Raw genomic sequence first — 14,588 nt, forward strand, 5'->3', positions numbered from 1 at the left:
CCGGCCGCGATCTTCGCGTCGGGATTTGGAACAATTGGACAAATTTTCTATAGTCCGCGAGGCATCTCGCGCTGTGATTCGCAATGAATCGCGACGTCCGAAAACCTGGAAAGATCTGAGCCCGAATGACCGATATTTCTGAGACCGAAGCCGGCGCAATCGCCGAATATGGTGCCGATTCCATCAAGGTGCTGAAAGGCCTCGATGCAGTGCGCAAGCGCCCGGGCATGTATATCGGTGACACCGACGATGGCTCAGGTCTGCACCACATGGTCTACGAGGTCGTGGATAACGCGATCGACGAGGCGCTTGCCGGCCATGCGGACATCGTAACCGTCACGCTCAATCCCGACGGTTCCGTCACGGTGACGGACAACGGTCGCGGCATACCGACGGACATCCACCGGGAAGAAGGCGTCTCGGCGGCGGAAGTCATCATGACGCAGCTTCATGCCGGCGGAAAATTCGACCAGAATTCCTACAAGGTCTCCGGTGGCCTGCACGGCGTCGGCGTTTCGGTCGTCAACGCCCTCTCCGTGTCGCTGAAGCTCAAGATCCGCCGGTCGGGCAAGATTCACGAAATGAGCTTCACCCACGGCGTTGCCGACGGGCCGCTCAAGGTAACGGGCGACGCCGGCGGCGAGACCGGAACCGAGGTCACCTTCACGCCGAGCGAAGAGACCTTCTCGAACATCGAGTTCGAGTTCGGTACGCTCGAGCATCGCCTGCGCGAGCTCGCCTTCCTGAATTCCGGCGTCCGTATCGTGCTGACCGACAAGCGCCATTCCGACATTCGTCGGGAAGAAATGATGTATGACGGCGGTCTCGAAGCCTTCGTCGCCTATCTGGATCGGGCGAAGAAGCCGCTCGTGCAGAAGCCGGTGTCGATCCGCGGCGAGAAGGACGGCATCACCGTCGAAGTGGCAATGTGGTGGAACGACAGCTATCACGAGAACGTGCTGTGCTTCACCAACAACATTCCGCAGCGCGACGGCGGCACGCATATGGCCGGCTTCCGCGGCGCGCTCACGCGTCAGATCACCTCCTATGCCGACACATCCGGCATCACCAAGAAGGAAAAGGTATCGCTCACGGGCGACGATTGCCGCGAGGGGCTGACGGCTGTGCTTTCGGTGAAGGTTCCCGATCCCAAATTCTCCTCGCAGACCAAGGACAAGCTGGTGTCCTCGGAAGTCCGCCCGGTCGTCGAAAGCCTGGTCAACGAGGCCCTGAGCGTCTGGCTCGAAGAACATCCTTCGGATGCCAAGATTCTCGTGGGCAAGGTCGTGGAAGCGGCCGCCGCGCGCGAAGCCGCGCGCAAGGCACGCGAGTTGACGCGCCGAAAAGGTGCGCTCGACATCTCGTCGCTGCCGGGCAAGCTCGCCGATTGCTCCGAGCGCGACCCGGCCAAATCCGAACTCTTTCTGGTGGAGGGCGACTCGGCAGGCGGCTCGGCCAAGCAGGGCCGCTCGCGTGAAAACCAGGCGATCTTGCCACTGCGCGGCAAGATCCTCAACGTCGAGCGCGCGCGTTTCGACAAGATGCTGTCGAGCCAGGAAATCGGCACGCTGATCACCGCGCTCGGCACGTCGATCGGCAGTGACGAGTTCAACGCCGACAAGCTGCGCTATCACAAGATCATCATCATGACGGACGCCGACGTCGACGGCGCCCACATCCGCACGCTGCTGCTCACCTTCTTCTTCCGGCAGATGCCGGTGCTGATCGAGCGCGGCCACCTCTATATCGCCCAGCCGCCGCTCTACAAGGTGGCCCGCGGCAAGTCCGTCCAGTATCTCAAGGACGAGAAGGCGCTTGAAGATTATTTGATCAACATGGGCCTCGAGGAGGCTTCGCTCGAACTCGCTTCGGGCGAAGTGCGCGTCGGCCAGGATCTCCGCGAGGTCATCAACGATGCGCTGCGACTGCGCTCGCTGATGGATGGGCTCCACTCCCGCTACAATCGCTCGGTCGTGGAGCAGGCTGCCATCGCCGGAGCGCTCAACGTGGAACTCAACGGCGAGCGCGACGAATATCAGTTGATCGCCGCCGAAGTGGCCCGCCGGCTGGATGTCATCGCCGAGGAGACCGAGCGCGGGTGGGAGGCAACGGTGACGGCGGAAGGCGGGCTGAAGCTCGAGCGCATGGTGCGCGGCGTCAAGGAAGCGGCTGTGCTCGACATGGCGCTGATCGGTTCTTCGGATGCACGCCATATCGATCAGCTCAAGGCACGCCTGAAGGAGGTCTATGGCGCTCCGCCGGTGCTGCGCCGCCGCGACGGCACGCAGGAGATCAGCGGTCCGCGCGCCCTCCTCGACGCGATCTTCGCCGCCGGCCGCAAGGGGCTCACCATGCAGCGCTACAAGGGCCTGGGCGAAATGAACGCCGAGCAATTGTGGGAGACGACCCTCGATCCGAACGTCCGTTCGCTGCTGCAGGTCAAGGTTACCGATGCGACGGATGCGGATGGTCTGTTCTCGCGCCTGATGGGCGACGAAGTGGAGCCGCGGCGCGACTTCATCCAGGAAAACGCACTGAGCGTTGCCAATCTCGACATCTGACGCGCAAATATAGCCGCGGCACTTTGATATGGTTCCGACGAGAGCAGGGCGGTCCTCCGCCCTCCTCTCGTCTTACGGAAGCTCGATCGCTCGCGTATCATTCGCCCGTGAAACGTCCTTCGAAGACGAATTCGCTGACGGGCTTGCGCTGGCTTGGTTTTTCGCGTTCCCGCAGATCGTCCGGCAGGGTGGAAGGATCTGCAATCCTGCCGATCGCGACGGCTGCCTCGACCCGGTAGTGCTCCGGAACACCGAGCACCTGCATGGCCTTCTCCCTGTCGACCCCCGCCATCGCATGGGCATGCCATCCGGCGAGCTGCGTCTGCAGCGCGAGCGCGAACCAGGACGCTCCCGTGTCGAAGGCGTGCGTATAGGCCGGCCTCAGCTCGCCGGTCGATGTGACCCTGTGGGTCTTCGAAAGGATGATCACCAGGGCAGAGGCGTTTTTTGCCCAGCGCTGATTGCCCTCGTCGAGCGTCGACAGCAGGCGAGCGAAATGCTCGGTGCCGTGGCGGGCGTAGACGAAGCGCCAGGGCTGAAGATTGCTGGCCGAGGGCGCCCAGCGAGCGGCTTCGAAGAGGGCGAGCAGATCCTTTTCCCCGATCTCCTCGCCGGTGAAGGCGCGCGGCGACCAGCGCTCCAGAAAGATCGAGTGGATGGGGTGATCGGCTCTTCTATGGTTGATTTCTGTCACGAACGAACATCCTTATTTCTTGCAGATACGCACCTGTCCGACGCATCGCCATTCCTGCGCGTCAGCTCAGTAGGCGCGGAGGATCCGTAAACCGCAATCATGTGATTGTCGAACCGGCGAAAAAAGTTGTATAAGTTCTGTAGATTTTTTGAGGAAGGACTCGACATGAATCTGAAAGACCCGTCGCTGTTTCGCCAGGCTGCTCTCGTGGGCGATACCTGGATCGAAGCCGACCCGAAGAATGCGATCGAGGTAAACAATCCGGCGACCGGCGAAATCATCGGCCGCGTTCCGAAGCTCGGCGCCGCCGAGACCAGAACGGCGATCGAGGCCGCGGCGCGGGTGCAGAAGGAATGGGCGGCGCGGACCGCCAAGGAGCGCTCGGCGGTGCTGCGCCGCTGGTTCGAGCTGATGATCGAAAACAAGGACGATCTCGGCCGGATTCTGACGATGGAGCAGGGCAAGCCGCTCGCGGAGGCGACCGGCGAGATCGTCTACGGAGCGAGCTTCATCGAATGGTTCGCGGAAGAGGCGCGGCGTGTCTATGGCGACCTGGTCCCCGGCCATCAGAAGGACAAGCGCATTCTGGTGATGAAGCAGCCGATCGGCGTCGTCGCCGCGATCACGCCGTGGAACTTCCCCAACGCGATGATCACCCGCAAGGCCGGGCCGGCCTTTGCCGCCGGTTGCGCCATGGTCTTGAAGCCGGCCGCGCAGACGCCGTTTTCGGCGATCGCCATCGCCGTGCTCGCCGAGCGCGCGGGCATGCCGAAAGGCCTCTTCAGCGTCATCACCGGCTCAGCGCGCGAGATCGGCGCCGAGATGACTTCGAACCCGATCGTCCGCAAGCTCACCTTTACCGGCTCGACCGAGGTCGGCGCGGAGCTCTATCGCCAGAGCGCGGCCACGATCAAGAAGCTTGGCCTGGAACTCGGCGGCAACGCCCCGTTCATCGTTTTCGATGATGCCGATCTCGATGCGGCGGTCGAAGGCGCGCTGATCGCCAAGTTCCGCAACAATGGCCAGACCTGCGTCTGCGCCAACCGCATCTATGTGCAGGACGGCGTCTACGAGGCGTTTTCGGAGAAACTCGCCCAGGCCGTCGCCAAGCTCAAGACCGGCAACGGGATGGAGGACGGCGTCATCCTCGGACCGCTGATCGACCAGCCGGCGCTGAAGAAGGTCGAGGAGCACGTGGCGGATGCGCTTGCGAAGGGCGCGCGCGTGGTGCAGGGCGGCCGTCGCCATTCGCTCGGCGGCACCTTCTACGAAGCGACGGTGCTGGCGGACGTGACCCAGTCGATGGCGGTCGCGCGGGAAGAGACATTCGGCCCGGTGGCGCCGCTCTTCCGCTTCAAGGACGAGTCGGATGTGATCGCACAGGCGAACGACACCGAATTCGGCCTTGCCTCCTATTTCTATGCCAAGGACCTCGCCCGCGTCTTCCGCGTGGCGGAAGCGCTGGAATATGGCATGGTCGGTGTCAATACCGGCCTGATCTCCACGGCGGAGGCACCCTTTGGTGGCGTCAAACTCTCGGGCCTCGGCCGCGAGGGCTCGAAATACGGCATCGAGGAATTCATGGAGATCAAATATGTCTGCCTCGGCGGCATCGCCTGAGGCGGCGCTCTCTCGAAAAACCGGCCGGAAAGTTCTGGCCGGTTTTTTCTTTTGCCGGTAAGAGGCTGGGAAGCACTCGGTCGCCGCCGGCAGATTGCGGCAGACACACTCGGACGCAGAAGGAGAGCAATCGATGCCCGCCCCGAAAAACACCTTCAAAGCGGCGATCCGCGAAAACCGCTTTCAGCTCGGTCTCTGGGTGGCGCTCGCCAGTCCCTATGCGGCGGAAGTGGTGGCCGGCAGCGGTTATGACTGGCTGCTGATCGATGGCGAGCATGCGCCGAACGATATTCCCATGCTGGCGGCGCAGTATCGCGCCGTCGCCGGCGGAGGCAGTCATCCGATCGTCCGCCTGCCGGTCGGCGACGCGGTCATGATCAAGCAGATCCTCGATGCCGGCGTGCAGACGCTGTTGATCCCGATGGTCGATAATGTCGAGCAGGCGCGGCAGCTCGTGCGCGCCGTGCGTTATCCGCCGCATGGCGTGCGCGGTGTCGGTGCCGCTCTCGGCCGGGCAACGAACTTCAGCCGCATCGGCGACTACCTCGAAAACGCCAACGACGAGATCTGTCTGCTGCTGCAAATCGAGAGCCGGGCAGGGCTCGAGGCGATCGACGCCATCGCTGCGCTGGACGGCGTCGACGGTCTGTTCGTCGGTCCGGCGGATCTCGCCGCGGACATGGGGCACCTCGGCAATCCGGGTCATCCGGAGGTGCGGACAGCCATAATCGAGGCCTTCGCGCGGATCGAGCGAGCCGGCAAGGCACGCGGGATCATGACCCTCGATCCCGCCCAGGCGCGCGACTATCGCGAGCTCGGTGCCGATTTCATGGCGATCGGCACAGATGTTACGTTGCTCGTCAGCGCAACGGAGCGGCTGCGCCGGGAATTTCTTGGAGAGAGCGGACCGATACGGACGGAATCCAGCTATTGATCGAAAGTTTTCGGAGGACTGCCATCCCTCTCCTCATTCCTGTGCTCGTCACAGGGGTGAGGCGATCAAGCGGCGAACACACACATTTCATGGAAATGCTCCAGTCATCGTGACCTACGGAATCGACTGGAGCAGCGTCTCCCGCGCCGATTTCAGGTGTCGCCGGCAGGCCTGTTCGGCGAGCGTGGGATCGCGCGATTGCAGCGCGGCGATATAGTCGAGATGCTCCTCCAGCGCCCGGGCGTTCCGCTCACGCGCATTCGCCTTGTTCCACTGGTAGTGATAGTGAAAGACGATGGCGATGACATCGTAGAAGTCGATGATGAAGCGGTTGCTCGACGATTTGTGCACCAGCAGGTGGAGGCGCTCGTCGAGTTCGGAAAATTCGCTGTAGCGATTGTCGATGTCGGCGAGAATCTCCCGATGCACCGCCTCGATCTTCTTCAGCTCCTCCCAGGCCGGGTCCTGATCGGGAAGGGAGACGAAGCGAGCGGCCGAGCGCAGCTCGAACATCTCCCTCACTTCCGTCAGTTCGAGTGCGAATTCGCGCGTGAACCCCTTGAGAACCCAATGGCTGTTGGGCCGCTTTTCGATCAGCCCGAAACGGCTGAAGCGGATCAGGAACTCCCGCACGCTGGTCGTTCCGGCACCGATCTCGCGGGCAAGCTCGAGCTCGTTGATCTGCATGCCGGGCTCGGCGCCGCCAGCCAGAATCCGGCGCATGAAGCTCCGCTCGATCCTTTCGGCCAGCGAATCGGTCTCCGCGGTCGGGAAGTAGTCCGAGGGCTCAGGTCGTCTCAGCACCGTCTTGCTGCGCTTGTCCCAGGCGATGAGGCTCAGTTCCTCGCAGCGCGTCAGGATGGCGCGCACGGTCGTGCGGCTGACGCCGAGCGCCTGCCCGAGCTCCGGTTCGGAGGGAAGCGTCGAAGTCTCCGCGAACAGCTCCAGGCAGCGGTTGAAGGCATCCTTGAAAACGGTGTTCTGCTTCGCCATGGCGAGGATCCGGCCCGGTTCGGGTTTCTCGTGTCGGCACGTCGAGGCTCCCGTTCCGCGACTGCCGCAATGGGCCCATAATAGCCATTGACGAACATCTGTCTATTGTAGATAAAAGACAGAACCAGTGTTTTCACATGTGGGGAACCGTTCGGGAGGAGCTTGATTTGCCCGCACCGTCTTCGATCCTTCTTTCGTCGGACGATAACGTCGTCGTCGCCACCGCTGCGATTGCGCCGGGCGACCGGCTGGCCGGCGGCGTGTCGGCGGTCGCGCGCATCGAGCCGGGCCACAAGGCCGCGATCCGCAGGATCGACGTCGGTGAGCCGGTGGTCAAATACGGCCAGGCGATCGGCCGCGCCACGTCCCCCATCGCGCCCGGCGAGCACGTTCATTCGCATAACCTTGCCTTCGATCAGGGTCGGCTCGCCATTGGTGCCGCCGTTCCGCCGGAGGCTGCCAGCGAGGCGGACAAAGCGCGCACGTTCCTCGGCTATCGACGGGCGGACGGCCGGGCCGCAACGCGCAACTATATCGGCATCGTCGCCAGCGTGAACTGTTCCACCACGGTCTGTCGCGCGATCGCGGACGAGGCGAACAGACGCATTCTGCCGAAATATGAAGGCATCGACGGTTTCGTGCCGATCGTCCACGACCAGGGATGCGGCATGTCGTCCACGGGCGACGGCATGAAGAACCTGCACCGGACGCTCGCCGGCTATGCGCGTCACGCGAATTTCGGCGGCGTGCTGATGGTCGGGCTCGGCTGCGAGGTCAATCAGCTGACGCTCTACGGCCAGAGCGGGGCCGGGGCCGAGAAGCGGCATTTCAACATCCAGGAGGCCGGCGGCTCGCGCCGTTCCGTCGAGCGCGCGCTCGGCATTCTCGACGAGATCGCCAAGGAAGTCGCGGCCGCCAGGCGCGTGCCGATCCCGGTCAGCGAGATCATCGTGGGGCTGCAATGCGGCGGTTCGGACGGGCTTTCCGGCATCACCGCCAATCCGGCGCTCGGTGCGGCGGTCGACATACTCGCCGCCGCCGGCGGCACGGCGATCCTTTCCGAGACCTCCGAGATCTACGGAGCCGAGCATCTGCTGCGCAGCCGTGCGGTAAACGAGACGGTCGCGGTCAAGCTCGACGGCCTGATCGCCTGGTGGGAGGACTATGTGGCGATGCATGGCGCGTCGCTCGACAATAATCCTTCGCCGGGTAACAAGCGGGGCGGCCTGACGACGATTCTCGAGAAATCGCTGGGCGCCGTCGCCAAGGGCGGCCGCTCGCCGTTGACGGCCGTCTACAATTATGCTGAGCGCGTGACGGAGCCCGGACTGGTCTTCATGGACACGCCCGGCTACGATCCGGTTTCGGCCACCGGCCAGGTCGCCGGCGGCGCCAACGTGATCGCGTTCACGACGGGCCGCGGCAGCTGTTTCGGCTGTCGGCCGGCGCCGTCGATCAAGCTCACCAGCAACACGGCGCTCTATCGGGCCATGGAAGAGGACATGGACATCGACTGCGGCGTCATCGCCTCGGGTGAAGCGACGATCGCCGATCTCGGCCGGGGGATTTTCGAGCTCATCATCGAGACCGCCTCGGGCCGAAAGACCAAGAGCGAGCTTTTCGGCTACGGCGACAACGAATTCGTGCCCTGGCATCTGGGGGCGACGCTTTAAGGCTGAGGGGCGAAGCGAGACGCATGTAAGGGGGCAATCCTTGGGGGAGGAAAACAAGGAATGCAGACGAGAAGGATAGGCCGGACCGCGCTTGCGGTGACGGAATACAGTTTCGGCACAGCGGGACTGGGCGGTCTCTATCGCGAATGCACCCGCGAAGCGGCGATGGCGACGCTCGACGCCGCCTGGGAAGCGGGTATCCGCTATTTCGATACGGCGCCGTTCTATGGGCTTGGCCTTGCCGAGCGACGGGTCGGCGATTTCCTGCGCGACAAGCCGCGCGACAGCTTCGTGCTGTCGACGAAGGTCGGTCGCCTGCTTCATCCGGTGCCCGAGAACCAGGTCCCTGACTTTTCCTACGTCAAGCCGCTGAACTTCGACGTCACCTATGACTACGGCTACGACGCGATCATGCGGTCGGTCGAGATGAGTTATGCCCGTCTCGGTCTCAACCGCATCGATATACTTTATGTCCACGACATTGGCGGCTACACGCATGGCGCGGCGAAAAACGCCGTCTACCTGCGGCAGCTTCTGGATTCCGGCGTGAAAGCACTCGAGGAGCTGAAATCGAGCGGCGTCATTTCGGCCTACGGTCTCGGCGTCAACGAGGTGCCGGTCTGCCTCGACGTCATGCGCCGGGCCGACATCGACTGCATCCTGCTTGCCGGCCGCTATACGCTCCTGGACCGCTCCGCGGTTGCCGAGCTCCTGCCGCTCTGCGCGAAGAAACACACCTCGCTGGTCGTCGGCGGCGTGTTCAATTCCGGCATTCTCGCGACCGGACCTGTCGAGGGAGCGCATTTCGATTACATGCCGGCGACCGACGAGGTGCGCGCCAAGGTCGCGGCGATGGAAGCCATCGCCGGGCAGCGCGCCATGCCGCTGGCCGCCCCGGCCCTGCAGTTCCCGCTGGCCAATCCCAACGTCGCCTCGGTGCTGCTTGGAACCGCCAAACCGTCGAGCCTGAAACGGAACATGGAACTGACCCGCTACGGGATCGCGCCGGAAGATTACGCGGCCTTCGAACCCCATACGCTTGTCGCGCCCGAGCTGGGGCCGGAGGCGGTAAGGGCCTGATGCTTCGCCGCCCTCGAGGGCGGCCGCCACTCTCCATAAGCAACCGGGCCGCATGCACCTGGCGACCCGGTCGATAACGGAACAAGGTGTAACTGAGGAGAACCCGATGAGCATAGCCAAGCGCATTCTTTCACGCCGTGCCTTCAATGCCCTGGCCGGCGCCGCTTTCGTCGCCGCAATGGTCCCCGCGACCTCTTTCGCGCAGGACGTCACCATTCCCATCATCGTCAAGGACACCACCTCCTTCTACTGGCAGATCGTGCTTGCGGGGGCGCGCGCCGCCGGCAAGGATCTCGGTGTCAACGTGCCGGAGCTCGGCGCCCAGTCGGAATCCGACATCAACGGCCAGATCACCATCCTGGAAAACGCCGTTGCGGGCGCGCCGGCCGCGGTCGTGATCGCGCCGACGGAGTTCAAGGCGCTCGGCAAGCCCGTCGACGAGGCCGCCAAATCGGTGCCGGTGATCGGCATCGATTCCGGGGCGGATTCGAAGGCCTTCACCTCGTTCCTGACCACGGACAACGTCCAGGGCGGACGCATAGCCGCCGACGGTCTTGCCGCCGCCATCAAGGAGGCGACCGGCAAGGAAGAGGGCGAGATCGCGATCATCACCAGCCTGCCGGGTGTCGGCTCGCTCGACCAGCGCCGCGAAGGCTTTCTCGATCAGGTCAAGACGAAATATCCGGGCCTGAAAGTGGTTGCCGACAAATATGCCGACGGTCAGGCGACGACCGGTCTCAACATCATGACCGATCTGATCACCGCCAATCCCAACCTCGTCGGCGTTTTCGCCTCGAACCTGATCATGGCGCAGGGCGTCGGCCAGGCGATCGCCGAGAACAAGCTCGGCGACAAGATCAAGGTGATCGGCTTCGACAGCGACGACAAGACCGTGGGCTTCCTCAAGGAAGGCGTGCTGGCGGGCCTCGTCGTCCAGGATCCCTACCGCATGGGCTATGACGGCGTGAAGACGGCTCTTGCGGTCTCCAAGGGCGAGAAGGTCGAAGCCAATGTCGATACCGGCGCGAATCTGGTCACCAAGGCCAATATGAGCGAGCCGAAGATCGACGCGCTTTTGAATCCGAAGGTCAACTGACGAGCGCGATTGCGCGGCGCCGTAGGACCGGCGCTGCGCATCGCCTTCAGGAGAACAGTGCAACGGCCGAAGGGAATCGGCCGCTGCGATCCCGGAAGTGGAGGACAATGCCATGATAGGGCTTCAAGAGGTCAGCCATCGTCATGACGAACAGGTGAGGGCGGCGGGCGCCCATCCGGTTCCAAAGGGCGAGCCCATCCTGGAACTCCGCGGCCTGCAGAAAAACTACGGCGCGGTCGAGGCTTTGAAGCCCGCGACCATGACCTTTCTATCCGGCGAAATCCACGCGATCGTCGGCGAGAACGGTGCCGGCAAATCGACGCTGATCAAGCTCCTGACCGGGGTCATCGCCCGCAGCGCCGGAGAAATCCGCTGGTGCGGCGAGACAGTCGACCTGGCCACGCCCAACGAAGCGATCGCGCGCGGCATCAACGCGGTTCACCAGGAGGTGGTGCTTTGCCCGCATCTGAGCGTCGCGGCGAACATGTTCCTGGGCGACGAGATGAACCGGCGCGGGCTGATGCGCAAACGCGCGATGACCGGCGCGGCCCAGGGCGTGCTTGACGATCTCGGCTTCAACCTGCCCGCCAATGCCGAACTCGGCAGCCTGACGATCGGCCAGCAGCAGCTGGTCGCCACCGCTCGGGCGGCCATGCGTGGTACGCAGTTCCTCATCTTCGACGAGCCCACGGCCTATCTCACGCGACAGGAATCGGCACAGCTTTTCCGCCTGATCCGCCGGCTGCAGGGCGAGGGCGTCACGATCGTCTATATCAGCCACAGGCTGGAAGAAGTGTTCGAGCTCGCGGACCGCGTCTCGGTGCTTCGCGACGGCACGCATGTCGGCACGCGCGCGATTTCCGAGACGAACGAGGCCGAGCTTATCGCTCTGATGATCAACCGCACGATCGAACAGATCTACCACAAGGAACGTTTCCAGCCGGGCGAGATGATCGTCGAGACGCGCGGGCTTTCCGGTCCCGGTTTCCGCGACATATCGCTCTCGGTCAGGGCGGGTGAGATCGTCGGGCTCTACGGTCTGATCGGTGCCGGCCGCAGCGAATTCGCGCTCGGACTTTACGGGCGCAACACTGTGAGCGAAGGAGAGATATTCTGGCAGGGCCGAAAGGTCGAGATAGCCAATGAGCGCAAGGCCATGGACCTGGGGATCGCGCTCGCGCCGGAGAGCCGCCGCGATCAGGGCCTGTGCCTCAACCTGCCGATCGGCGTCAACATCAACCTGCCTGTTTTCAAAAGGCTGACGCGCGGCTTGACGATCAACCGCGCGCAGGAGGCCTCCAATGCCGAACGTCAGATCCGGGATCTGAAGATCAAGACGCCGTCGCGGCGCGTGCTTGCCTCCGCCATGTCCGGCGGCAACCAGCAGAAGATCGTGATCGGCAGATGGCTGAGCCACGGCGCGAAGCTCTTCATCTTCGACGAGCCGACCGTGGGCGTCGATGTCGGCACCAAGGCGGAAATCTATCGGCTGTTTGCGCGGCTTCTGGAGAACGGGGCAGGGATCATCCTGATCTCCTCCTACCTGCCGGAGGTCTATGAACTGGCAGATCGCCTGCATGTGTTCCGGCAGGGACGGCTTGTGGCAAGCCACGACTACCGGGCCGCAAGCCATGAGGAAGTGCTGGCGCAGGCGATCAACGCCTGAGAGCCGGATGAGGAAGGACGCAGGGAGGAAGCGATGAGTGTGGAAACGGTTGAAAGCGCGGGACCGACGCCGAAGAAGGGCGTCAGCATCCTGTTCGGTCTTACGCTCGTGGGATTGCTGGTCGTCCTCTGGCTGCTCCTGGGCCTGGCGACCAATGCCTTCTGGACGCCGAACAACATCAGCAACCTCCTGCGTCAGGGGGCGATGACCGCGATTCTCGCCGTAGGCCAGACCTTCGTCATCATCACGGCCGGCATCGACCTTTCGGTCGGAGCCGTCGTCGGTTTCACCAGCGTCATCGTCGCCTGGCTGCTCGCGGCGGGGGTTCCGCTCTGGCTCGCGATCATCGCGACGCTGGCGATCGGCGTGCTGATCGGCGCCTTCCATGCCTTCGGCATCGTCCGCATGGGGCTGCCGCCTTTCATCATCACGCTTGCGACGCTGACCTCGCTTCGCGGCATCGGTCTCCTGATAACAAACGGCTCGACCATCTCGATCACCAACGACGCCTTCACCACTTTCTCACGCGCCGACTTCCTCGGTATTCCCAGTCTGTTCTGGATGGTGATCGTCGTTGCAATTCCGGCTTACGTCTTCCTGCATCTGAGCCGCTTCGGCCGCTATCTCTTCGCCGTCGGCTCCAACCGCGAGGCGGCGCGCCTTTCCGGCGTCAACGTAAACCGAACGATCTATCTGGCCTATATCCTGTCATCGACCTGCGCCGCCTTTGTCGGGCTTCTGCTCGCCTCGCGCATCGGCATCGGCAACGCCACGCAGGCCGAAGGCTGGGAGCTGCAGGCGATCGCTTCGTCGGTCATCGGCGGCACGAGCCTTTTCGGCGCGGTCGGCTCGGTTCACGGTCCCCTGCTCGGCGCCTTCATCCTTGCCACGATCAACAACGGTGCCAATCTCCTGAACGTCAATTCCTTCTGGCAGCGCATCATCACCGGGCTGCTGATCATCGTGATCGTCTATTTCGACCAGTTGCGGCGGCGGGGGGCGCGGTGATGGCCGCCTGCCCGCAACCGGTCCCCAGCAATCTTCGGAGCGCCGCATGAAAGCCGTCGTCTGTTCAGAGCCCGGCCGCCTCGCGCTCATCGCCCGCAGCGGGCCCGAGGCACCGCCAACCGGCTCGGTGCGCCTTGCCGTCAGCCGCGTCGGGATCTGCGGTACCGATTATCATATCTTCGAGGGTAAGCATCCTTTTCTCGAATATCCGCGGGTGATGGGCCACGAGATCTCTGCGAGAGTGATCGAAGGGGGCCCCGGCACCCGGCTCGCGCCGGGGACGCTCGTCGTCGTTAACCCCTATCTCTCCTGCGGGGAGTGCATCGCCTGCCGCAAAGGCAGGCCGAACTGCTGCACGGCGATCCGCGTCCTCGGCGTTCACACCGACGGCGCCTTCTGCGAAGAAATCGTCATGCCCGAGCAGAACCTCTATTCGGCCGAAGGCCTTTCGCCGGAAGCCGCCGCGGCGGTCGAGTTCCTTGCGATCGGCGCCCATGCCGTCCGGCGCTCGGCGGCTGGCCGCGGCGACCGTTCGCTGGTGATAGGTGCCGGACCGATCGGACTGGGGACGGCCGTCTTTTCCCGCATTGCCGGCCACGACGTACGGCTGCTCGACACGAGCGAGGAGCGCCTGGCCTTCGCCACGGACAAGCTCGGCTTTTCGCCCGGAATCCTGGCGGGCGACGATGCGGCGCTCGCGCAGGCGACGGGTGGGGAGGGTTTCGACGTTGTCTTCGACGCTACCGGCAACGCCCGGTCGATGGAAGGGGCGTTTGGCCATGTCGCCCACGGCGGCACCCTCGTCTTCGTCAGCGTGGTCAAGGAGGAGATCCGTTTCTCGGATCCCGAATTCCACAAGCGGGAAATGTCCCTCGTCGCCAGCCGCAACGCTACGCGCGAGGACTTCGATCACGTGATTCGGTCGCTTGCGGCGGGGCTTGTTCCGATCGAGGCGCTCGTCACCCACCGCACGACGCTCGAGGACCTCGTCCGCGATCTTCCCCGCTGGGCTCACGACAAGTCAGGGCTCGTCAAGGCAGTTGTGGCTGTGAGCGACGGGTGAGAGGCCTCGTTCCGCGCGCACGTCCTTCCCCAAAAAGTGAGGGGCGGGTTTGTTGCGCTGCACAAGAAAAATGCTAGTGTAGCAGCGATTGCGGACACCAGAGACCAACAACCGCAAGCTAGATCGTTCGCCGTCCCGGTGAAACGATCTTACTCTTCGTGACTACGCTTCCGACGGAAACCGATGCAACCGTTTCCTGA

11 protein-coding genes are annotated in these 14,588 nt (G+C 63.7%); 9 read left to right on the forward strand and 2 right to left on the reverse strand.

Annotated features, from left to right (window positions below; all coding sequences use genetic code 11):
- Positions 1–125 precede the first annotated feature (125 nt).
- Complete coding sequence (gyrB, locus tag AC6CIG_RS20985) at positions 126–2,561, forward strand: DNA topoisomerase (ATP-hydrolyzing) subunit B (RefSeq protein ID WP_018098684.1); 2,436 nt, start codon at positions 126–128, stop codon at positions 2,559–2,561.
- 97 nt (positions 2,562–2,658) lie between these two features.
- Here the strand turns inward: gyrB and AC6CIG_RS20990 are convergent, their stop codons facing one another.
- On the reverse strand, positions 2,659–3,255 hold the full coding sequence (locus tag AC6CIG_RS20990) for a nitroreductase family protein (RefSeq protein ID WP_127710510.1): 597 nt from the start codon (positions 3,253–3,255) through the stop codon (positions 2,659–2,661).
- Positions 3,256–3,420: 165 nt separating this feature from the next.
- Between AC6CIG_RS20990 and gabD the strand changes: the two genes are divergently transcribed.
- Positions 3,421–4,875, forward strand: coding sequence for an NADP-dependent succinate-semialdehyde dehydrogenase (gene gabD, locus AC6CIG_RS20995; protein ID WP_127710511.1), 1,455 nt, complete (start codon positions 3,421–3,423; stop codon positions 4,873–4,875).
- A 133-nt stretch (positions 4,876–5,008) separates the two neighbouring features.
- Positions 5,009–5,809 carry a 4-hydroxy-2-oxoheptanedioate aldolase gene (hpaI, locus tag AC6CIG_RS21000; protein ID WP_127710512.1) on the forward strand — a complete coding sequence of 267 codons (801 nt, stop codon included), beginning with the start codon at positions 5,009–5,011 and terminating at the stop codon, positions 5,807–5,809.
- Positions 5,810–5,923: 114 nt separating this feature from the next.
- Here hpaI and AC6CIG_RS21005 read toward each other — a convergent pair whose 3' ends face one another.
- Positions 5,924–6,802, reverse strand: coding sequence for a GntR family transcriptional regulator (locus AC6CIG_RS21005; protein WP_127710513.1), 879 nt, complete (start codon positions 6,800–6,802; stop codon positions 5,924–5,926).
- Between the two features lie 137 nt (positions 6,803–6,939).
- On the opposite strand from AC6CIG_RS21005, the gene AC6CIG_RS21010 reads away from it, so the two are divergent.
- From AC6CIG_RS21010 to AC6CIG_RS21035, 6 genes are all read left to right on the forward strand, one after another.
- Positions 6,940–8,475: a UxaA family hydrolase gene (locus AC6CIG_RS21010; protein ID WP_164866957.1), complete on the forward strand. Its 1,536-nt coding sequence runs from the start codon at positions 6,940–6,942 to the stop codon at positions 8,473–8,475.
- A gap of 60 nt (positions 8,476–8,535) precedes the next feature.
- Positions 8,536–9,555, forward strand: coding sequence for an aldo/keto reductase (locus AC6CIG_RS21015; RefSeq protein WP_127710516.1), 1,020 nt, complete (start codon positions 8,536–8,538; stop codon positions 9,553–9,555).
- A gap of 106 nt (positions 9,556–9,661) precedes the next feature.
- Positions 9,662–10,651, forward strand: a complete 990-nt coding sequence (locus tag AC6CIG_RS21020; protein WP_018098677.1) for an ABC transporter substrate-binding protein — start codon at positions 9,662–9,664, stop codon at positions 10,649–10,651.
- A gap of 112 nt (positions 10,652–10,763) precedes the next feature.
- Positions 10,764–12,317, forward strand: coding sequence for a sugar ABC transporter ATP-binding protein (locus AC6CIG_RS21025; RefSeq protein WP_127710518.1), 1,554 nt, complete (start codon positions 10,764–10,766; stop codon positions 12,315–12,317).
- A gap of 33 nt (positions 12,318–12,350) precedes the next feature.
- A complete protein-coding gene (locus tag AC6CIG_RS21030) occupies positions 12,351–13,325 on the forward strand; it encodes an ABC transporter permease (RefSeq protein ID WP_127710520.1) in 975 nt (324 codons plus the stop codon).
- A gap of 46 nt (positions 13,326–13,371) precedes the next feature.
- Positions 13,372–14,388 (forward strand): zinc-binding alcohol dehydrogenase family protein, encoded by a 1,017-nt coding sequence (locus AC6CIG_RS21035; RefSeq protein ID WP_127710522.1) that lies wholly within the window; start codon positions 13,372–13,374, stop codon positions 14,386–14,388.
- Positions 14,389–14,588 lie beyond the last annotated feature (200 nt).

This window comes from Sinorhizobium sp. GQ132, from assembly GCF_059758575.1.

Excerpts from the sequence above, each read along its gene's own strand:
- hpaI (WP_127710512.1), top strand. The coding sequence starts at position 5,009 with ATGCCCGCCCCGAAAAACACCTTCAAAGCGGCGATCCGCGAAAACCGC.
- AC6CIG_RS21015 (WP_127710516.1), top strand. The coding sequence starts at position 8,536 with ATGCAGACGAGAAGGATAGGCCGGACCGCGCTTGCGGTGACGGAATAC.
- gabD (WP_127710511.1), top strand. The coding sequence starts at position 3,421 with ATGAATCTGAAAGACCCGTCGCTGTTTCGCCAGGCTGCTCTCGTGGGC.
- AC6CIG_RS21020 (WP_018098677.1), top strand. The coding sequence starts at position 9,662 with ATGAGCATAGCCAAGCGCATTCTTTCACGCCGTGCCTTCAATGCCCTG.
- AC6CIG_RS21035 (WP_127710522.1), top strand. The coding sequence starts at position 13,372 with ATGAAAGCCGTCGTCTGTTCAGAGCCCGGCCGCCTCGCGCTCATCGCC.
- AC6CIG_RS21030 (WP_127710520.1), top strand. The coding sequence starts at position 12,351 with ATGAGTGTGGAAACGGTTGAAAGCGCGGGACCGACGCCGAAGAAGGGC.
- AC6CIG_RS21005 (WP_127710513.1), bottom strand. The coding sequence starts at position 6,802 with ATGGCGAAGCAGAACACCGTTTTCAAGGATGCCTTCAACCGCTGCCTG.
- AC6CIG_RS21025 (WP_127710518.1), top strand. The coding sequence starts at position 10,764 with ATGATAGGGCTTCAAGAGGTCAGCCATCGTCATGACGAACAGGTGAGG.
- gyrB (WP_018098684.1), top strand. The coding sequence starts at position 126 with ATGACCGATATTTCTGAGACCGAAGCCGGCGCAATCGCCGAATATGGT.
- AC6CIG_RS21010 (WP_164866957.1), top strand. The coding sequence starts at position 6,940 with ATGTGGGGAACCGTTCGGGAGGAGCTTGATTTGCCCGCACCGTCTTCG.